Origin of the sequence: Arthrobacter sp. NPDC058288, from assembly GCF_042880995.1 — a bacterium.
Classification (GTDB): Bacteria; Actinomycetota; Actinomycetes; order Actinomycetales; family Micrococcaceae; genus Arthrobacter.
The window spans coordinates 24,337-43,633 of the sequence record NZ_JBHVYH010000003.1 but is presented as its reverse complement, the minus strand read 5'-3'; the positions used below and the strand labels follow the sequence as shown (position 1 = coordinate 43,633).

General features: G+C 62.7%; 12 protein-coding genes and 2 pseudogenes. 7 read left to right on the top strand and 7 right to left on the bottom strand.

The genetic code is table 11. The features are described from left to right. Window positions 1-147: 147 nt before the first annotated feature. Both ACFVWT_RS11165 and ACFVWT_RS11160 read left to right on the top strand, forming a co-directional pair. Window positions 148-1,896 (top strand): ABC transporter ATP-binding protein, encoded by a 1,749-nt coding sequence (locus ACFVWT_RS11165; protein WP_390247881.1) that lies wholly within the window; start codon window positions 148-150, stop codon window positions 1,894-1,896. Then, window positions 1,893-3,890: an ABC transporter ATP-binding protein gene (locus ACFVWT_RS11160; protein WP_390247880.1), complete on the top strand. Its 1,998-nt coding sequence runs from the start codon at window positions 1,893-1,895 to the stop codon at window positions 3,888-3,890. The genes ACFVWT_RS11165 and ACFVWT_RS11160 overlap by 4 nt, the downstream gene beginning before the upstream one ends. A 69-nt stretch (window positions 3,891-3,959) precedes the next feature. Here the strand turns inward: ACFVWT_RS11160 and ACFVWT_RS11155 are convergent, their stop codons facing one another. From ACFVWT_RS11155 to ACFVWT_RS11145, 3 genes are all read right to left on the bottom strand, one after another. After that, window positions 3,960-4,376: an ASCH domain-containing protein gene (locus tag ACFVWT_RS11155; RefSeq protein WP_390247879.1), complete on the bottom strand. Its 417-nt coding sequence runs from the start codon at window positions 4,374-4,376 to the stop codon at window positions 3,960-3,962. Between the two features lie 5 nt (window positions 4,377-4,381). After that, window positions 4,382-5,833, bottom strand: a complete 1,452-nt coding sequence (locus ACFVWT_RS11150; RefSeq protein ID WP_390247878.1) for a hypothetical protein — start codon at window positions 5,831-5,833, stop codon at window positions 4,382-4,384. 136 nt (window positions 5,834-5,969) lie between these two features. Next, window positions 5,970-7,643, bottom strand: coding sequence for an ATP-binding protein (locus ACFVWT_RS11145; protein WP_390247877.1), 1,674 nt, complete (start codon window positions 7,641-7,643; stop codon window positions 5,970-5,972). 308 nt (window positions 7,644-7,951) lie between these two features. Here ACFVWT_RS11145 and ACFVWT_RS11140 point away from each other — a divergent pair, with 308 nt between their 5' ends. Then, a complete protein-coding gene (locus ACFVWT_RS11140) occupies window positions 7,952-8,692 on the top strand; it encodes a hypothetical protein (RefSeq protein ID WP_390247876.1) in 741 nt (246 codons plus the stop codon). 871 nt (window positions 8,693-9,563) lie between these two features. Next, on the top strand, window positions 9,564-13,214 hold the full coding sequence (gene metH, locus ACFVWT_RS11135; protein WP_390247875.1) for a methionine synthase: 3,651 nt from the start codon (window positions 9,564-9,566) through the stop codon (window positions 13,212-13,214). Between the two features lie 128 nt (window positions 13,215-13,342). Here metH and ACFVWT_RS11130 read toward each other — a convergent pair whose 3' ends face one another. Next, window positions 13,343-14,122: an N-carbamoylsarcosine amidohydrolase gene (locus ACFVWT_RS11130; protein WP_390247874.1), complete on the bottom strand. Its 780-nt coding sequence runs from the start codon at window positions 14,120-14,122 to the stop codon at window positions 13,343-13,345. A 292-nt stretch (window positions 14,123-14,414) separates the two neighbouring features. Between ACFVWT_RS11130 and ACFVWT_RS11125 the strand changes: the two genes are divergently transcribed. From ACFVWT_RS11125 to ACFVWT_RS11115, 3 genes and pseudogenes are all read left to right on the top strand, one after another. Next, on the top strand, window positions 14,415-15,794 hold the full coding sequence (locus ACFVWT_RS11125; protein WP_390247873.1) for an MFS transporter: 1,380 nt from the start codon (window positions 14,415-14,417) through the stop codon (window positions 15,792-15,794). A 105-nt stretch (window positions 15,795-15,899) separates the two neighbouring features. Continuing rightward, window positions 15,900-16,484: an asparaginase domain-containing protein gene (locus tag ACFVWT_RS11120; RefSeq protein ID WP_390247872.1), complete on the top strand. Its 585-nt coding sequence runs from the start codon at window positions 15,900-15,902 to the stop codon at window positions 16,482-16,484. After that, a pseudogene (locus ACFVWT_RS11115) lies at window positions 16,466-16,986 on the top strand (polysaccharide deacetylase family protein); the annotation flags it as partial. The gene ACFVWT_RS11120 and the pseudogene ACFVWT_RS11115, both read left to right, overlap by 19 nt. On the opposite strand, the pseudogene ACFVWT_RS11110 reads toward ACFVWT_RS11115, so the two are convergent. From ACFVWT_RS11110 to ACFVWT_RS11100, 3 genes and pseudogenes are all read right to left on the bottom strand, one after another. Then, window positions 16,940-17,504, bottom strand: a pseudogene (locus tag ACFVWT_RS11110) (amylo-alpha-1,6-glucosidase); the annotation flags it as partial. The pseudogenes ACFVWT_RS11115 and ACFVWT_RS11110 sit on opposite strands and share 47 nt — an antisense overlap. A gap of 9 nt (window positions 17,505-17,513) precedes the next feature. After that, window positions 17,514-17,786, bottom strand: coding sequence for a glycogen debranching N-terminal domain-containing protein (locus tag ACFVWT_RS11105; RefSeq protein WP_390247871.1), 273 nt, complete (start codon window positions 17,784-17,786; stop codon window positions 17,514-17,516). A gap of 71 nt (window positions 17,787-17,857) precedes the next feature. Continuing rightward, complete coding sequence (locus ACFVWT_RS11100) at window positions 17,858-19,222, bottom strand: MFS transporter (RefSeq protein ID WP_390247870.1); 1,365 nt, start codon at window positions 19,220-19,222, stop codon at window positions 17,858-17,860. Window positions 19,223-19,297: the final 75 nt, after the last annotated feature.

The following is a 19,297-nucleotide window of genomic DNA, read 5'->3' as shown; positions in this document are numbered from 1 at the left end:
ACCCGGCGCCACACCGGCCGCCAGCCCCCAAGCCGCCCCTAAGCCCTGAGAGGAACCCGGTCCGCTCGCAGCTTCCGGTCGTAAACTGGCCTTCGAATCTGATTGCGCGGGCTCACCGGAGCCCCCGCGGCGTGAAGTGGAGTCCGGATGCTCTGGAAACTGCTCGTTGAATACCTGCGGCCGCAGCGGCGGTTGCTGATCGCCGTCGTGATTTTCCAGCTGGCGCAGTCCATCGCTTCCCTGTACCTGCCCACGCTCAACGCGGACATCATCGATGAGGGCGTGGCCAAGGGGGACACCGGCTACATCCTGCGGGTGGGCAGCTTGATGCTGTTCATCACCATGCTGCAGATCGCGTGCGCGGTGGTGGCCGTGTATTTCGGGGCGAAGGCGGCCATGGCCCTGGGCCGGGACCTGCGCGGGGCCATCTTCACCCGGGTGGGGGAGTTCTCCGAGCAGGAGGTCACCCGGTTCGGGGCGCCGAGCCTGATCACCCGCTCCACGAACGACGTCCAGCAGGTCCAGCAGCTGGTGCTGATGTCCGCCACGCTGATGGTGGCCGCGCCCATGCTCAGCATCGGCGGGGTGATCATGGCGGTCCGGCAGGATGCGCAGCTGTCCTGGCTGATTGCTGTCAGCGTCCCGGTGCTGCTGATCGCGGTCGGGCTGATCATCACCCGAATGGTGCCGCTGTTCCGGAAGATGCAGGTGCGGATCGACACCGTGAACCGGGTGCTGCGGGAGCAGCTCACCGGCATCCGGGTGGTGCGGGCGTTCGTGCGCGAGGACATCGAAACCGCCCGGTTCGCGCAGGCCAACGAGGACGTCACGGACACCGCGCTCCGGGCCGGCCGGCTGATGGCGCTCGCGTTTCCCACCGTGATGCTGGTGCTGAACGTCTCCAGCGTGGCGGTGATCTGGTTCGGATCGTTCCGGATCGAGGACGGCTCCATGCAGGTGGGCACGCTGATCGCGTTCCTCAGCTACCTGCTGCAGATCCTGATGTCCGTCATGATGGCCACGTTCATGGCCGTGATGATCCCGCGTGCGGCGGTCTCGGCGGACCGGATCGGCCAGGTGCTCACCACGGAGTCGAGCGTGCGGCCGCCGGAGCATCCGGTCACCGCTGCCGCCGGCCGGGGCGGCATGGGCAGCGGTGAGCTGGAAATGCACGACGTCGGGTTCGCCTACCCGGGTGCCGAGCAGCCGGTTTTGTCCGGCATCAGTTTTACCGCCCTGTCGGGGCAGACGACGGCGATCATCGGCAGCACCGGGTCCGGCAAGACCACGCTGGTGAACCTGCTGCCGCGGCTTTTCGATGCGACCAGCGGTTCGGTGAAGTTCGACGGCGTGGACGTCCGCGAGCTGAACCCGGACCAGCTGTGGGGGCACATCGGGCTGGTGCCGCAGCGGCCGTACCTGTTCTCCGGCACGGTGCGCAGCAACCTGCTCTACGGCAAGCCCGATGCCACCGAGGATGAGCTGTGGCGCGCGCTGTCCACCGCGCAGGCGCAGGAGTTCGTCCGGGAGATGGAGGGCGGCCTGGACGCGCCCATTTCGCAGGGCGGCACCAACGTCTCCGGGGGCCAGCGGCAGCGGATCGCCATAGCCCGGGCGCTGGTGAAACGGCCCGAGCTCTACATTTTTGATGACTCGTTCTCGTCGCTGGACACCGCAACGGACGCCCGGCTGCGGCAGGCGCTCAAGCACGACACCTCCGGCGCCACCCTGGTGATCATCGCCCAGCGGGTGTCCAGCATCGCCGATGCGGACCAGATCCTTGTGCTCGACGACGGCAGGATCGTGGGGCACGGAACGCACGATGAGCTGCTGGAGACGTCGGAGACGTACCGCGAGATTGTGTCCTCGCAGCTGGCAGCGGAGGAGGCGGTATGAGCACCACAGGCAGGCCGGCAGGCGGGGCACCCGGCGGAACTGCCGCCGTCGAACGCATGCCCAGACCGCGCGGCGGCCCCGGGCACGGCGGACCGTTCGCCGGGATGAACGTCCCCGCCGAGAAGGCGATGAACTTCTGGCCGTCCGCCAAACGGCTGCTGGGCACGCTGCGGCCGGAGCGGCTGTGGCTGGTGCTGGTGATTGTGCTGAGCGTCGCTGCGGTGGCGCTGTCCGTGATCGGGCCGCGGCTGCTGGGCGAGGGCACCAACCTCATTTTCGCCGGCGTCGTGTCCAAGCAGCTCCCGGCGGGGATGAGCAAGGCGCAGCTGATCGCGCAGCTGCGGGCCGCGGGGGAGAACCAGAAGGCGGACATGCTCAGTGCCATGGCGCTGACGCCCGGGCAGGGGATCGACTTCACCGCGCTGGCCAACGTGCTGCTGTGGGCGCTGGTGCTGTACGTGCTGGCGTCCGCGTTTATGTGGATCCAGGCGTACGTGCTCAACGGCGTGGTGCAGCGGACGGTGTACCGGCTGCGCGAGCGGATCGAGGCGAAGATCAACCGGCTGCCGCTGCGGTATTTCGATTCGATCCAGCGCGGTGAGCTGCTCAGCCGGGTGACGAACGACGTCGACAACATTTCCCAGAGCCTGCAGCAGTCCATCAGCCAGGCGGTCACCTCGCTGCTGACCGTGCTGGGCGTGCTGGTGATGATGTTCCTGCTCTCGCCCACGCTGGCGTTGATTGCGCTGGTGACCATTCCGTTGACGCTGGTGACGACGACGATGATCGCCAAGCGCTCGCAGAAGCTGTTCGTGGCGCAGTGGAAGCATACGGGCGAGCTGAACGGGCAGATCGAGGAGACGTACACCGGGCATGCGCTGGTGAAGGTGTTCGGCCGGCAGCAGGAGGTGGGGGAGCGGTTCCGGCAGAAGAACGCGGAGCTGTATGAGGCGAGCTTCGGCGCGCAGTTCATCTCCGGCCTGATCATGCCGGCCATGACGTTCATCGGGAACCTGGTGTACGTGGGGATCGCCGTGGTGGGCGGCCTGCAGGTGGCGTCGGGCGCGATGCAGCTGGGTGATGTGCAGGCGTTCATCCAGTACTCGCGGCAGTTCACCCAGCCGCTGGCGCAGCTGGGGTCCATGGCCAACCTGCTGCAGTCCGGTGTGGCGTCGGCGGAGCGGGTGTTCGAGCTGCTGGACGAGGAGGAGCAGTCGCCTGAAGCGGCTGGTTCTGCTCCCGACGGCGGGCGGGGGCGGCTGGTGTTCGAGAACGTCTCGTTCTCCTACTCACCGGACAAACCGCTCATTTCGGACCTTTCGTTGGTTGCAGAGCCGGGGCAGACTGTGGCGATCGTGGGCCCCACGGGGGCCGGGAAGACAACGCTGGTGAACCTGATGATGCGGTTCTACGAGATTGATGCGGGGCGGATAACGCTCGACGGCGTGGACATCACCTCCGTCTCCCGGCGCGAGCTGCGCTCGCGGATGGGGATGGTGCTGCAGGATACGTGGCTGTTCGGCGGGACCATCCGGGACAACATTGCGTACGGCCGGCCTGACGCCACCGAGGAGGAGATCCTGGAGGCGGCGACGGCGACGTACGTGGACCGGTTCGTGCACTCCCTTCCCGAGGGCTACGACACCGTGCTGGAGGACGAGGGCGGCAACGTTTCGGCCGGCGAGAAGCAGCTGCTGACGATTGCCCGGGCGTTCCTGGCCCGGCCTTCTGTTTTGATTTTGGATGAAGCGACTTCTTCAGTGGATACGCGGACCGAGGTGTTGGTGCAGAAGGCGATGAGTGCGCTGCGGTCCGACCGGACTTCGTTTGTCATTGCGCATCGCCTGTCCACGATCCGCGACGCCGACCTCATCCTGGTGATGGAGGCCGGCCAGATCGTGGAACAGGGGACTCATGCGTCGTTGTTGGCTGCGGGCGGGGCTTATGCACGGCTGTATGAAGCGCAGTTCGCGGCTCCGGTGGCGGAGGTCTGAGGCGCTGACACTCTCGCAGTCAATCATCCCTATATTCGAGGATATCTGGCGTCGAAACAAGTGTCTGTACTAGGCGGTAACTAGGTCTTCTGCAACGCAGCTGTCAAAGAATTCGGATGCTTGTTGTTCTGATAGGTACTGGAAACTCTGGGGCGGCCGGGAAACGCCGTCCAGCCATGAAAGTAACAGTGGGCTCTCGAACCGAACGACGGACCCCACCCGGATACCTGTGCCAACTGACCCGTTGCTGTAGTACTCAAAGAATCTGGTTCTCGAAATCGCTCCGTCTTCCCGAAATTTTCTCCAGAGATTTTTAGGTTCGGTCGTGTACTGCCCGTCGACCGCGAACCAACCCACCAGCGCTCCAACGGGCATCGTCGCGTAGATCAGAACGTGACTTACGTCAGGAGCGACAGGCCGCTTCCGGAACTCAACCTTCTTCCGCCCCTCAACGATGGCCTGAGCGAACTCCGGGCGAATAGACATCAAAGCTACTCTTCCACGACGTTGCGTGCCCACGACTTCCCCCTCTCACTTCTCAGCTCGGCAATGGACTGCGGAGATCTCTTGACTACCCCAAGCTCGCGGAGTTCTTCCACACTGACAGGCCTCTCAAGTATTGCATTGAGTCGGAATCTGATGGCCAAGACGGGCCGATCACACATCTTTTCTATTTCGTCACGGGAGAACACCGTTCGCGTCCCAGCGAAGCCTAGAATCTGATCAGCTTCTGTGGTCCGAAGTGTCGCTTCAAGAACCCCCACAGCGTGGACGGCCTGTTCGGAACGGGTTCTGAGGAAAAAGAGAGCGTCGCCTGGGTTCAGTTTCTTGATGTTCGAATGGCAGAGATACACCTTCCGAACGGCATTTCCGTACGTCTGGTCAAAAAGGCTGGGTTGAGGACTCGTGGAAGGAAATAGCATTCCATGCCAAGCGGGTATCACCGGAACTAGGTAGGCTCGCTCAACTAGCATTGCGCCCGGCCCGTATCTCCGGTTGTATTCGAGCGGATCAGCGTAGTGTTCGTGGTCCAAATGCGGTGTGAGAACTTTCCCGAAGACATGTTCGCCTGGAGACTTTTCACCAAGTCGGTAGAAGCCGAACTCCTGAAGAAGCGCAATCAGCGGACCATGATGCTCTTGAACCTCGACAAAGCATGAATCATAGGAGTTTGAGCGTGCGTGTTCTATGACGGTTCCGAGCAATAGTTCGCCGCGCTTGGCGCCGACAGCGCTATCTGAAATTTTGAAGGTGCAAATTTTTAAGGCTCGACCTGGCAGAGTGCCTACGTCTGGTGAATCCGCCTTCAAAACGGCAAAACCTGTGACGTGCTCGATCGACCCCAAAACTAGACAATGCCGATTTTCGGCAACTACCTTGTTCTGCCACCATGCATCAAAGCTAGGGTAACCAACCCGCAGGGAATCGAAAATTGGATCAGAAAGGTCGAATTGGTGTGGACTGACACTCTCGACAGCGTAGTGTTCGATGGGCTCGAACAGCAGGGCTTTAAGGCTGGCGATGGCATCGGCTATCGACATCACCCTATCCGCGAGTCCCAGATACTGGGCTCGGCGGTGAATACCACGATCCTCAGTAACGAGCCACGTCACAGCATTACGCTCGACTGCCAGCAGATGTGCGGCGTCAACCTTGTCGTTAGGACTTAGCGGCCAACTATAGCGGGCCCTCTCGGCGAAGTCTGGCCGAATGCTAAGGCGTGCCAAAGCTAGATACTTTGATATCTCCCTTAACCGTCGGGTACGAAGCTGGGTGTTAGTCGTTCGCACGAAATCATCCCGGACATTCTCGATAATGCAGGGCGCGCCATCAGCGGCAAGAATCAAACGGTGTAATGTCGCGGCAGCTTCGGCATTAACATGTTGGCGGTTCGTGTCACCTTCAATAGCGATGACGATGTTGGCATCCAGTAGTACCTTCATGCCTGGACCGCGCTGATCATGCGCTTGCGCTCTCGGGCTTAGCCCTTACGGAACTATAAAAATGCATGCTACTCGCCTAATCGTTTGGGACGGTACTCGCCTACACATAGAAGATGGGACAGGTCATCTATTACAACTATCCTTCCGCAAAAGTTCGTATGTGACCAACCATCATTTCTAAGTCCTCGCATATCTCGTGTGGGTGGAGGCTTTTAGCCACCTTGTGCGCGGTTAGATTAAACCTTTCCAATACATCCTTCCCACGGAGATCGCGAACAACAGATGGCGGGTTGGTGCCTTGAAAAGCGGCTTCGCTTATGACTAATGACATTTCTTCCTGCAATATCTTGCGGACTTCAGACTCTGGTTTTCCGCTTGCAGCTGATATTGCGCGAGGAACAATTAGATATGACTCCATATAGCGACGTCGCCATTTACAAGCACTAAAGCCCTCCGTCACCTTTTCAGACTTATCGCGTAAATCATCTGCCACTGTGCCAGGTGCGTCATCATTGCGATCTCTAAGGCTGAGAGCAGAAATATCGCCATACTCTGTTCGGAGGGCGCGCCAAAGAAGTCGTCGCTCCTTATGATGGTCGCTTGTTTGCCACTCAGCAAAATTAGTTGGCCAAGAAACATCGAGCTTGGCAGCAATCAGCTTGAGAACGTCCAGGTCAGTAGTTCCTTCAAAAAAGAAGACCTTCTTCGTTGTGCGGATTCTATCAATTTTCGGAGCGTAATCTGATCCGATACCGACCATCAGGCTTACTTTTTGCTGGTCTTCTGACAAGTAATTAAACTTTCCGCCTGAACGCACCTCAAGTATTCGCGCAGGAGCGGTTTGTCGAAGTATCTCGCTGGAGTGAGTAGCTAAGAGAACCTGTTTGTTGAACTGTTTGGTTAGAACCCCGAGTCGTTCGACGAGCTGGGATTGAAGCGCCGCATGTAAATGGGCATCAGGCTCGTCAAACAGCAGTACGTCCGCTACAGGCGACGTGGCGAGCGTATAAACACTCAACCACTGCAAGAAGCCACTGCCCTCGACCATCAGGTCTCTAGGGTTATACCCGGGGTGGCGGGTGAGCTTATATCCGTCAACCTCGCCCTTCTCCACGAAGACTTGTATGAACGTATGGTATTCCTCGTCAAAATCTTTGAGCGACAGCTCCGCGGAAAATACTTCTCTGAGTGTTTGCTGCAAGAGCTCCCATGGATCTTCTTCGCGCAGACGTCTGAGGTCCTTAGTGCGAATTTTGGCTAATCCACTACGTAGTTCTTCGCGGCGTTCTATATTGCTGTCCCTCATATCAAGCAATAGATTGCGGAGAATCGCACCTGCGAGTCCTTCGCCGATGCGTCGCCGTCTAAGTGCTCCGTATGTTCGTTCTTCCCTGGCTGAGATGCCGGCAAAGGGTGGTAGGTAAGCGATAATGGGGCATTTATCATCTTGTTGTAGTGTTGAATTTGAAACCTTTATGAATAGTCGGTCATTTGCCAATGCAAGATTGAACTCCAGCTCATGATTTTTACCATCATGTTGCCAAGCGCAGGCGACAGAAAGGGTGTATCCGTCGGCATCGTCATCTGTCTTCTGGGTCTTCAGATTGGTCCAAAGGTGCTTCAGCGAAGGTATGTTTATTGGGGAGAACTCGTCATCACCGAGTCCGAATCCTTGACTGCTTGATCTTGAATCGAGCAGTCCCTCCGGTCCACGCTGAGCGAGCGTAGCCACTTTACAAAACTCCCACACAGCCAGGCCTTGTAGCAGTGTAGATTTGCCGGCGTTATTTCCACCCGCAACGAGAGTCATTCCTTCTTGGAGAGTTACCTCCGCACTTTCAAATTGTTTGAACTTCCTGAAGCGGACACTCGACAACTTCAACGTGACCCCAATTCTCACGAATGCGTTTGCTGTAACCCACCGAGCTTAGCGGTACTCCCCTTCCGCCCAGCGCAGCGAAGCGGTTCGCCAACACGCTGGCCCTCGGCTGAAGACTCGAACTGAATGCGGGTGCTGCTGCCGGTGGACACGATCGACGTGACACCTCGGGATCTCTGGCGTACCGCAAAGAGGATCCTTCAGCCAGTAGGCAGGGAAGCCGGGGCTATGCTCAAACCGTGACTGAAGATCAATCGCGGAATCGTGACGAGGAGTCAGGCGGCGAGCAATGTCCCGTTCCATTGGCCCACGAGAGGCTGGAAGAGGCGCATTGGCAACTTCATCAGATGATGGATCATTATCATCACCCCGCCCAGTTCCGCTTCAGCTGTAATGCTTTCCTTCATTCGCTCAAATCTGTACTTGATATGTTGCGTATAGATCTTGAGCGCAAGGGACAAAATGATTGGCGACGCCAGCGGTTGGATGCCTTGAAGGCCGACCCCGTATTTCGAGCGTTTTCGGAGGGGCGGGACATGGTGGTGCACAGGGGATCGCTGGTAAACAGCAGTCGTGTGGACCTTGGACTGATCAAGTACGACAAAGTGAAGTTCGCAATTCAACAGGATCTGCGCAGCGACCAGCCAAGTCACGATCTGCTAGCACACCTCGTTGAAAAGAACGCTGAGACGGAACACGGACTCTTCGTTCCGCCCGATCACCCATTTCTTGGCGAACAGTTGGGCGTTAGGCGAGTGTATTTCGAGCCGTCGCTGAGCAAAGACCAAGACGTTGTCACGGCAAGTAATGCCGCTTGGTTAAAGGTAAGGGAAGCCGTGGAGGATGCTCACAAACTTTTCAAGATGACCTTCGCGTCGGACGATCACTCCGGTGCAAGTGGCCATGATTTGAAGCGCGTTTGGCTATACCTTGAGACGGATGCCGACCCGGACCTCCTATCGTTGTGGAAATGGGATTAGTCTTACCAAGATTCTTCACGGCGCGAACGCCCGTAGTGTACGCCCGCAATCGGCGTCTACCGTAGAAGGCACGGCTGCGGAATGAAGCCACTGCCAATGAAGCGCCTCGCGTAGATCTAGGAACAAACATGACCGCCGGCTGTCCCACGCTTTTGGGGCATGGCTCCACCAGCGTTGAAGCGCCTGTGTGGCTGGTGAACGGTGCTTTGTGGGTGGGCCACGACCTTGTCGATGCCCAGCAGAGCGTCACCCCCAGAGTCTCTACATCGACCCCAACCAAGCCAGAGCCGGACCACAGCGTCTACGCGGCTGGAACGGCGGCCTCCAAATCCTGATCGACGTCAAGAGCGATTGCGGGGCCACCTATGCCGGAATCGAGCAGGAATCGTCAGCGCCCGGCCCGGTCCCAGTGGTAACTGCGCGGTGACTGCTATGTGGGCCTACGAGAGGCGCGTTGGCTTCAATGACGGCCGCTTCGCCGACCTCACCCTCCCGGAAAGCCGATGCCGCTGGGCTGCGACGATTGAGCCCGGCTCTTCACTTGCAGGGCGTAGGCCGCCAAGCCACGTCGCACGCCAATGACTACCCGGCAATCTCGGACAGCCCGAGGCGACCCGAGTCGACATTAGAACGAGTTCTTCGACGCCGGTTTGGACCAAATGAACACCGACGATCTCGCCAGCCCGCAGCAGTTCTTTGCCGACCGTAGCGTCATAGGTACCGATGGCGTGACGGTACGATGCTGCCTAGCCTCAATTAGGAGGTGCAGGGCATTCCAATCAGACCCCACCCCCGGCCGTAGTACACGGACACCCCCGTAGCACTCGGACACACAGCGCAACCTTCCAGCCCCCACACGTAATCTGTTTAGATGCCTCGTTTTGCGCTTGATATTGAGTCCGTGCCCCGTCCCGTTCGCGCCCAGGCGCTCCTGGACGCCGTGAACCACCGGGTCGTCATTGCCGACGGGGCCATGGGCACTATGCTGCAGGGCCGGGAACTGTCTCTCAAGGTCGACTTCCTGGGCCTCGAAGGCTGCAACGAGATCCTCAACGACACCCGCCCGGACGTCCTCGCGGACATCCACGACGCGTACTTCGCCACAGGCATCGACGCCGTGGAAACCAACACCTTCGGCGCCAACTGGTCCAACCTCTCCGACTACGGCATCGACGACCGGATCGAAGAGCTCGCCCGGAAGGGCGCCGCGATCGCCCGCGAGCGCGCAGAAGCGGCAGAACAGACAGACGGACGCATGCGCTGGGTCCTGGGCTCGATGGGTCCGGGCACCAAGCTTCCCAGCCTGGGCCACACCAGCTACGACTACCTCAAGCAGACCTTCGCCCTGCAGGCCGAGGGCCTCATCGACGGGGGAGCGGACGCCTTCCTCATCGAGACCAGCCAGGACCTCCTGCAGACCAAAGCCGCGGTCAACGGCTGCAAGCAGGCCATCGTCACCCGCGGCGTCCGGCTGCCGATCTTCGTCGAGGTGACCGTCGAAACCACCGGAACCATGCTCATGGGATCCGAGATCGGCGCGGCGCTCACCGCGCTCGAGCCGCTCGGCGTCGACGCCATCGGCCTGAACTGCGCCACCGGGCCGGACGAGATGAGCGAGCACCTGCGCCACCTCTCCAAGCAGTCCTCCGTAGCCATCGCCTGCATGCCCAACGCCGGCCTCCCGGTGCTTGGCCCCAACGGTGCGCACTATCCGCTGTCACCCAGCGAACTCGCCACCGCACACGAGCAGTTCGTGCGCGAATTCGGCCTGGGCCTCGTGGGCGGCTGTTGCGGTACGACGCCGGAACACATGGCCGCCGTCGTCGAGCGTCTTGCGCCCTTCCGCGCCAGCGCCGCCGTCACCAGCGGCGGGAGGGGCGCCGACGGCGGCCGCCTCCCCACCGAGCGTGAAGCCGGAATCGCGTCCCTCTACCACCACGTGCCGTTTGACCAGGAATCCGCCTACCTCGCCATCGGTGAGCGCACCAACGCGAACGGTTCGAAGGCGTTCCGCCAGGCCATGCTCGAAGAGCGCTGGGACGACTGCGTGGACATCGCCCGCGAGCAGGTCCGCGTTGGCGCGCACCTGCTGGACGTCTGCATTGACTACGTGGGGCGCGACGGCGTGGCCGACATCAAGGAGGTCGTCTCACGGTTCGCGTCCGCCTCCACCCTCCCGCTCGTCATCGACTCCACCGAACCGCCAGTGCTGCAGGCCGGCCTCGAACTCATCGGCGGCCGCCCCGTGGTCAACTCCGTCAACTACGAGGACGGCGACGGCCCGAACAGCCGCTTCGCGCGCATCATGCCGCTGGTGAAGGAACACGGCACCGCCGTGATCGCCCTGACTATCGACGAACAGGGCCAGGCCCGCACCACCGAAGGCAAGGTGGCCATCGCCTCCCGCCTCGTCGACGCCCTGGTGGGCGAATGGGGCATGCGCGTCGAGGACATCATCGTGGACGCCCTGACCTTCCCCGTTGCCACCGGCCAGGAAGAAACCCGCCGGGACGGCATCGAAACCATCGAGGCCATCCGCCAGATCACCACGAAATACCCGGGCATCAACACCACGCTCGGCGTCTCGAACGTGTCCTTCGGCCTCAACCCGGCAGCGCGCGTGGTGCTGAACTCCGTGTTCCTGCACGAAGCCGTGCAGGCCGGCCTGTCCAGCGGCATCATCGACGCCGCCAAGATCGTGCCGCTCGCCTCCCTCCCGGAGGACCAGCGCAAAGTGGCCCTGGACCTGGTCTATGACCGCCGCGAATACGACGCCGACGGCAACGTCACGTACGATCCCCTGGCCATCATGCTGGACCTGTTCGCCGGCGTCGACACCGCAGCGCTCAAGGACCAGCGCGCCGCCGAACTCGCCGCCCTGCCCACCGGCGAACGCCTGCAGCGGCGCATCATCGACGGCGAAGGCAAGGGCCTGGAAGCTGACCTGGACCTTGCCCGCAGCGAAGGCATGTCCCCGCTCGGCATCATCAACGACCAACTGCTCGAGGGTATGAAGGTTGTGGGCGAGCGCTTCGGCGCCGGCGAGATGCAGCTGCCGTTCGTGCTGCAGTCAGCCGAGGTGATGAAGAACGCGGTGGCCCTGCTCGAGCCGCACATGGAGAAGTCCGATTCCTCAGGCAAGGGCACCATGGTGATCGCCACTGTGCGCGGCGACGTGCACGACATCGGTAAGAACCTGGTGGACATCATCCTCACCAACAACGGTTACAAAGTGGTCAACATCGGCATCAAGCAGGGGATCGCCGAGATCATGGCCGCAGCCGAGGAGCACGACGCCGACGTGATCGGCATGTCCGGTCTGCTGGTGAAGTCCACCGTGGTGATGAAGGAGAACCTCGCGGAACTGCAGTCCCGGGGGCTTGCGAAGAAGTGGCCGATTATTCTCGGCGGCGCAGCCCTGACCCGCGCCTACGTGGAGCAGGACCTGGCGGAGCAGTTTGAAGGAACAGTCAGGTATGCCAAGGACGCCTTCGAGGGCCTGGCACTCATGGAACCGCTGGTGCAGGTGGCCCGCGGCGCCGACCCGGACGCCGTCGGCCTTCCGCCGCTGAAGAAGCGGATCCACAAGGGTGGCCCGAAGTTCACGGTGACCGAGCCGGAGGCCATGCCCGGCCGTTCCGACGTGGCCGCCGACAACCCCGTTCCTGCGCCGCCGTTCTGGGGCACCCGCATTGTGCGCGGCGTGGCACTCCACGACTACGCGGCGTTGCTCGACGAGCGCGCCACGTTCATGGGGCAGTGGGGGCTCAAGCCCGGCCGCGGCGATGACGGCGCCTCCTACGAGGAACTGGTGGAACTCGAGGGACGGCCGCGCCTGCGCTACTGGCTGGACCGCATCCTCGCCGAGAGAATGCTCGACGCGTCGGTCGCCTACGGCTATTTCCCGGTGGTCGCCGAAGGGGAACAGGTGGTGGTGCTGCACCACGGCGAGGATCACGACGGCGTGCTCGGCACCCCGGGCCTGCTCGCCCCCGATGGCGGCTCAGGCGGTCCGATCGGCACCGAGCGGCTGCGTTTCGACTTCCCGCGCCAGCGCCGTGACCGGCACCTGTGCCTTGCCGACTTCGTACGTTCGCGCGAATCGGGGCAGGTGGACGTCCTGCCCGTGCAGCTGGTCACCGCCGGTTCCAAGATCGACGAGGTCACGTCTGAGCTGTTCAAGGGGAACCACTACCGCGACTACTACGAGCTCAACGGCCTGGTCATGCAGCTCACCGAGGCACTCGCGGAATTCTGGCACGCGCGCATCCGCTCCGAGCTGGGCTTCGCGGCCGAGGAGCCCAAGGACAAGGCCGGGTACTTCAAGCTCGACTACCGCGGCGCGCGGTTCTCGCTCGGCTACCCCGCGTGCCCTGACATGGAGGACCGCCGCAAGGTGACGGAGCTGCTGCGTCCCGAGCGGATGGGCGTGGTCCTCAGCGATGAGCTGATGCTGCACCCCGAACAGTCCACGGATGCGTTCGTGTTCCACCACCCAGAGGCGAAGTACTTCAAGGTGTGAGTTGAAGTGGGGCACTCATCACCGCATCCCCGGCCCGAACGACGGCAGCCGGCACCCGCTGAGGGGTGCCGGCTGTCGTCGGGTCGGCCCGGGGATGCCGGGCTGCATGGCTCTGCGTGCGGTGTGGCTTATGCCGGATCCGCCGGGGCCGCCACCTCGAACTGGCGATCCGCGAGGGTCTTCGGGACGGTGTCCTCGAACTGCGGGAGGCGGTTCAGGTAGTCCACCACTGAATCCGTGGACTCCACGTCACCGAACTTGTTGTCGATGTCGTAGAGGTTCCACTGCACGACGCCCGGGACGCGGTCGCCGATGGTCTCGCGGGGGATGATCGGGCGGAAGCCCTTCGCGATCGCGTCTTCGACGGTGTGGCGCACGCAGCCGGCCGCGGTCGCGCCTGTCACGATCAGGGTGTCGATGCGGTTGGAGGTTAGGAAAAGCTCCAGGTTCGTCCCCGGGAACGCCGAGGCGCGATTCTTCTCGATCACGACCTCGCCCTCCGCGGGAGCAATGCGGTCGTCGATTTGAGCCCAGTAGGAATCCGCCGGAAGGGTCTCCGTGGGGATCTTGGAGTACCACAGACCCATGTCGTTCGTCCCGGAGGTGGCGTCGCGGTTGCGGTACACGTTCGTGGTGTAGAAGACGGGAACCCCCTTGGCGCGCGCGGCCTCGTTGATGCGCTGGACGTTCGGGATGATGGTCTCCATGCCCGGGCAGCTGAACGGGTGGCCCGGACGGGTCCAGGCGTTTGCGAGGTCGATATGGATGACGGCGGGGCGGTTGCCGTAGCCGATCCGGCGCTTGAAACCGCGCTCGTTGTAGATGCTGGTTCCGGCTTCGAACGCCTCCTCCAGCACTGCTGCAAGGCGGGATTCGATGTCGTTGAATGTCTCTGTCATTTCAGTCATGGTTTTCTCCACTCTCTCGGCTTCTCGTGTTTCTAAGGTAGCAACCAGGTTGCTGTAGTGGCTACTGTAGCGCACGGATCGACACAGCACCAGAGGTATTTGGAGCCACATCTCCACCGGACCAACTTCCCCGTAATGCGGACAAAATCCTTGACTGGTTGCTATAGAAGGAAATAAGTTGTTGCTTGATCAACAGTGACCTGGATCATATGTGCGCTGCTCAGCCCGCAGTATTCTGGGCTAGAACTGCAGCATCACGCGGTCTTGGCGCCATCCCCCGAATGGAGACAACATGGAACGCGATCTTGCAGACAACTCACTGGAGAAGGTGAGCCCGGAACGCCTGCGTAAGGTGGTGCGGGCCTCCTTTGCCGGGACCGTGGTGGAGTGGTTCGACTTTGCCATCTACGGCTACATGGCAACCCACATTGCCGCTACCTTCTTCGCATCCAAGGATCCGGTCACGGGTCTGCTGGAGACGTTCGCCGTGTTCGCTGTAGCCTTCGCGCTGCGGCCCTTGGGCGGGATTTTCTTCGGACGCCTGGGCGACCGCCTTGGACGCAAAAAGATCCTGGTCCTGACCGTCCTGCTCATGTCCGGGTCTACGGCGGCAATCGGGCTCATCCCGAGCCACGAGACGATCGGCATCTGGGCCGCCGTCCTGTTGGTACTTGCCCGGTGTTTGCAGGGCTTTTCCGCTGGCGGCGAATACGCGGGCGCCACCATCTATGTCGTCGAGCACAGCCCCGACAACCACAGGGCCCGCTACTCGTCCGCCATGTCCGCGGCGACGTTCTCCTCGTTCGCACTCGCCGCCGGGCTCGGCGCGCTGCTCAGCTTTGTCCTGCCCGCTGCGGCCATGGGTGATTGGGGCTGGCGCATCCTCTTCCTGCTGTCCGTGCCGATGGGCCTGATCGCCTTCTACATCCGCGCCAAGCTCCACGAGTCCCCAGAGTTCCAAGCCATGATCGATGACTCCGCCTCCCGGCCCGCCCCGTCCCTGGGGGCCGTTTTCCGCACTCAGTGGCGCGCGATGCTGCGCCTGGGCGGGTTCGTGATGCTCACGGCACTCTCCTTCTACATCTACTCCACGTACATGTCGACCTTCCTGATCAAGGTGGTCGGCCTGCCCCAGCACCTCGCGCTGTTCTCGAGCCTGATCTCGCTGACCCTCGCGACGGCGCTGGCCCCCGTCATGGGCCGCGTCTCGGATCGCATCGGCCGCCGCCGCACCATGCAGACCGCCGCCGGTCTCCTGGCCACCCTCACCATTCCCGCCTACATGATCGCCGAACAGGGAACGTTCGCAACCGCCGTTGTCAGCCAGCTGCTCATAGGACTCGGCGCGGTGACCGCTAACGTGGTGACCTCGGTTCTGATGTCGGAAATGTTCTCGACCGACGTGCGTTTCGCAGCATCGGGCACCTGCTACAACATCACCTACGCCGTGTTTGGCGGCACCGCGCCCTTCGTGGCAACGTGGCTGGTCGCCGGAACCGGATATTCGCTCTCGCCCGCGATCTACGTCTCAGTCATCGCCGTCGCATCATTCCTCGTCGCCACCTTCCTCATGACCGAGACGGCAGGACGGCCTCTGCGCCGCTACCACGACGACCCCGTGGCCGCCGAGCCCGCGCGCGCCAGGACCTTCGAAGCGGCGCCCAGGGTCTGACGGCCTGGCCGGCCCGGTCGAAAGAAAGCACACAGTGGCACACATCCAGCTTTTGGGCACGGGTGGCACTATCGCTTCACGAAGCCACGGCACCGGGGGAGAGCCGTGGCTATCGACACCTCGGCAGTGCGCCGGGTAGCCGAAGAGGTAGGGCGGGCCCTCGCCGATCCGGGAACCGACGGGGTGGCGGTCACCCACGGCACGGATACCTTGGAAGAGACGGCATTCCTGCTCGACCTCGTGCATGGCTCACCCAAGCCCGTGGTGGTCACCGGCGCCCAGCACACAGCCGACAGCCCGGAGGCGGACGGTCCGCGCAACGTCGCGGAGGCGGTGCGCGCAGCGGCGGACCAGCAGTTGCGCGGGGCCGGAGCGCTGATCTGCTTCAACGGAACGGTCCTTTCCGCCCGAGGTGCCCGCAAGGTGCATACCACCGCGAGCAGCCCCTTCGGCCACGCCCCGCCGCTACCCGCCGCTGCCGCCGCCGGCCACGTTCGATGGCACCCGCGTGGAAATCGTCACCGCATACTCCGGCGCGACGCCGGACCTGCTGGATCACGCCGTGCAGCCCGGGAGCCGTGCCGTCGTGCTGGCCGGCGCCATCCCCTCGGGGGACCTCAACCCCTTCCAGACGCGCATCCTCGCCGCCGTCCTGCTCTCCCACGGAACCGCGCCGGGAGATGCCCGTGACCTGGTTCTGGCCGGGACACTCAGTGGAGACGTTTCCGGAGCAGTTCGATTCCGTCGTGACGGCCGGACACGAAATCGGGGTGCATGGTTACAGCCACGAGAACCCGATCGCCATGAGCCGCCCCCAGTAAACCGACGTCCCCGACTACTGCGTCGACCTCATCGAACGGCGTTCCGGGCGTAAGCCGGTGGGCTACGTGGCGCCGTGGTGGGAGTTCTCCCCGGTGACCAACGAGATCCTGCTGGAGCGCGGGTTCCTCTACGACCACTTCCTGATCCACAACGATTTCCCCCTTACTATGTGCGCGTCGGGGACTCCTGGACCAATATCGACTACGGCGCCGAGTCCGCAAAAGACTGGATGAAGCCCTTGGTGTCCGGCAAGCCGCAGAACCTGCTCATGCTCGAAAGGCTCTTCGATCACAGTCAGCCACATGAGGGCGTGGAGTTCGCCTTCATGGAAGAGGTCGCCCGCGACTTCGCCCGGCGCAGCCCCCGTTAGGCCTGTCGCTTATTTCAGCCTTCGGGTGCCGGCTGGCCTGCTCCACGAGTTCGGTAATCCACGGCCGGGTGCCCGCGGCGAAGAACCATGCCTTCGGGCAGCGCCTGGACGGCCGGGACGAAATTGGCAATCGTCACCAGCAGGATCGGCGTGGTCGCCGCCCAGGCCTGCGGCGAGCACGCTGTCGGGTAAGGCACAGGCGCGGCGAACTGGTCCCGGCTGAAGCCGCAGAAGAGCTCCGGCAACCGGCCTGCGGGGTACTCTGCCGCTTCCAGCAGGGCTGTGGAAATCCGCTGCGACTCCGCTACGAAGCCATAGCGGAGCAGGCCGGTGGCGATGATCGCATTGTCGTGGGGCCAGGCGGAACCGTTGTGATAGCTCGCCGGGTCGCGGTCCAGGGCGACGGCGTAGTAGCCACGGTCGGGCAGCCAGAACGCTTCGTTGAACCGTTTCTTCAGCTTCGCCGCCCGATCGGCGAGCTCGTCCGCCATGGCAGCATCGCCGGCGTCGTAGGCCATCGAGCACGCTCACGAACCCGGCGACATGCCTGCGCCGGGGGCGTGGATCACGACGTCCTTTCGGACCTCCTGCCAGACGGCCCGGATGGTCAACGTGTCGCGGTCCGGCTGGCGGGTTTCCTCCCAGCGCCGCTGGATCCGCGCCTCCTTCACCTCGAAAAGATCCGCGAAATCCGCATCAATTCGCAGCGAGATCACGCATTCTGCTGGCTCCAGGGAGTAATTGCGGACGGTGATCTGCCGCCGGGGAAACTCGCTGACTTCGGTCGATTTAAATGTCATCCGCCCGGCAGGAACTCTCAGGGAGTTCCTGCCGGGCGGATGACTTTCTGTGGTGCGGGAGTTGCGGCCTGTCAGTCCTGGCGGACCTTGCCGGGGTCGACGTTCCGGGCGGCGAAGATCAGCAGTCCGGAGGCCAGGACAGGGATGACGCCCCACCAGAGGGTGGCGTCGATCCAGCCAGTGCCGGCGCCGAGGGTGGCGGTGATCAGCAGGCCGCCGAGGATGGCCCCGACCTGGCCGGAGGCGTTGATAATGGAGGCGCCCGTTGCCCGGGTGTGGACGGGGAAGCTCTCGCCGGTGAAGAACAGCAGGGCGGAGAAGGGGCCGATAAGGAAGAACAGTCCGGCGCTGTAGAGCCCGATGATGAGCGGGAAGTTCCCGTTCGGTGCTTGAAGCATGGCGAAGAAGGAGACGGCACACAGGATCCAGCCAATCCCGATCGCGTTGCGGCGCCCGATCCGATCGCCCAGCCAGCCGTGGAACAAGTAGCCGGCGAAGGCGGTGGCGTTGGAGACGATGAGGACCAGCAGCGCGTTGTCGAACTCGACGTTCTTGCCGTCCGGTGCCGTCAGCAGCGACGTGCCGAGGATCGCGAATGCAAGGACGCCAAGCCAGTTCAGGAGGAAGGCGCCGCCGATTGTCAGGGTGGACCGCAGCGATTCCCCGCGGAAGACGGAGACGAGTGGGCTGGCCTTCTCCGAGACGTCGATTCCGTATTTGTTACCGAGTTGCTGTGCCTCTTCCACCCGGCCGTCCTTGATCATCTTGTCGATCTGGTGACGGTGGGCGAACTGGGGGCTCTCCTTGAGCCAACGTCCGGCGATGACGATGAAGATGGCGGGGATGGCGGCCACTACGAAGCAGAGCGCCCACCCGCCGATGGGGAACAGCAGGTAGACAGACCCGGCAGCCAGCACGGAGCCGACCGGCCAGCCCGACTGGACGAGTGAGTAGATGAGACCGCGGCGGCGGGCCTTGGCGGGATCGCTCTGGTGGGCGAACATCTCGTTGAGGTAGGCGGCGTTGATGGCCTGCTCGGCGTAGCCGAGACCGGCCAGTGAACGTACGAGGATCAGGAAGATGATTCCAAGGCCGGCGGCGAGGCCTACTACCCAGCCGACGGTGGCGGTGAGGAGGGAGGCTACGGCGGCGCCGATGACGGCGATCAGGATCCCCTTGCGGCGGCCGATCCGGTCGACGATCGGGCCGATCGCGAAGGCCACCAGTGCAGTGCCAGCGGTAACGCAGGTATTGATCCCCGTGGACTGGGCCGCACTCCAGCCGAGGTCTGCGGCCAGCACCGGCAGGAGGTTGCCAAACAGGACGAAGTCGTAGACGGCGAAGGTCCAGGCGAAGAAGCATATCCAGGTGGCCAGCCGGACATCCTTGGGGGTGACGTCCGACTCGACGAATCGGGAGAGTGGGGCAGTGGACATAGCGGTTCCTAATTCACGGGGATGGGTGGGGGATGTGATGAGTACAAAACGCGAGGGGCGGCCTGGAGGCCAGAA

Excerpts from the sequence above, each read along its gene's own strand:
- ACFVWT_RS11165 (WP_390247881.1), top strand. The coding sequence starts at position 148 with ATGCTCTGGAAACTGCTCGTTGAATACCTGCGGCCGCAGCGGCGGTTG.
- ACFVWT_RS11160 (WP_390247880.1), top strand. The coding sequence starts at position 1,893 with ATGAGCACCACAGGCAGGCCGGCAGGCGGGGCACCCGGCGGAACTGCC.
- ACFVWT_RS11155 (WP_390247879.1), bottom strand. The coding sequence starts at position 4,376 with ATGTCTATTCGCCCGGAGTTCGCTCAGGCCATCGTTGAGGGGCGGAAG.
- ACFVWT_RS11150 (WP_390247878.1), bottom strand. The coding sequence starts at position 5,833 with ATGAAGGTACTACTGGATGCCAACATCGTCATCGCTATTGAAGGTGAC.
- ACFVWT_RS11145 (WP_390247877.1), bottom strand. The coding sequence starts at position 7,643 with ATGACTCTCGTTGCGGGTGGAAATAACGCCGGCAAATCTACACTGCTA.
- metH (WP_390247875.1), top strand. The coding sequence starts at position 9,564 with ATGCCTCGTTTTGCGCTTGATATTGAGTCCGTGCCCCGTCCCGTTCGC.
- ACFVWT_RS11130 (WP_390247874.1), bottom strand. The coding sequence starts at position 14,122 with ATGACTGAAATGACAGAGACATTCAACGACATCGAATCCCGCCTTGCA.
- ACFVWT_RS11125 (WP_390247873.1), top strand. The coding sequence starts at position 14,415 with ATGGAACGCGATCTTGCAGACAACTCACTGGAGAAGGTGAGCCCGGAA.
- ACFVWT_RS11105 (WP_390247871.1), bottom strand. The coding sequence starts at position 17,786 with ATGACATTTAAATCGACCGAAGTCAGCGAGTTTCCCCGGCGGCAGATC.
- ACFVWT_RS11100 (WP_390247870.1), bottom strand. The coding sequence starts at position 19,222 with ATGTCCACTGCCCCACTCTCCCGATTCGTCGAGTCGGACGTCACCCCC.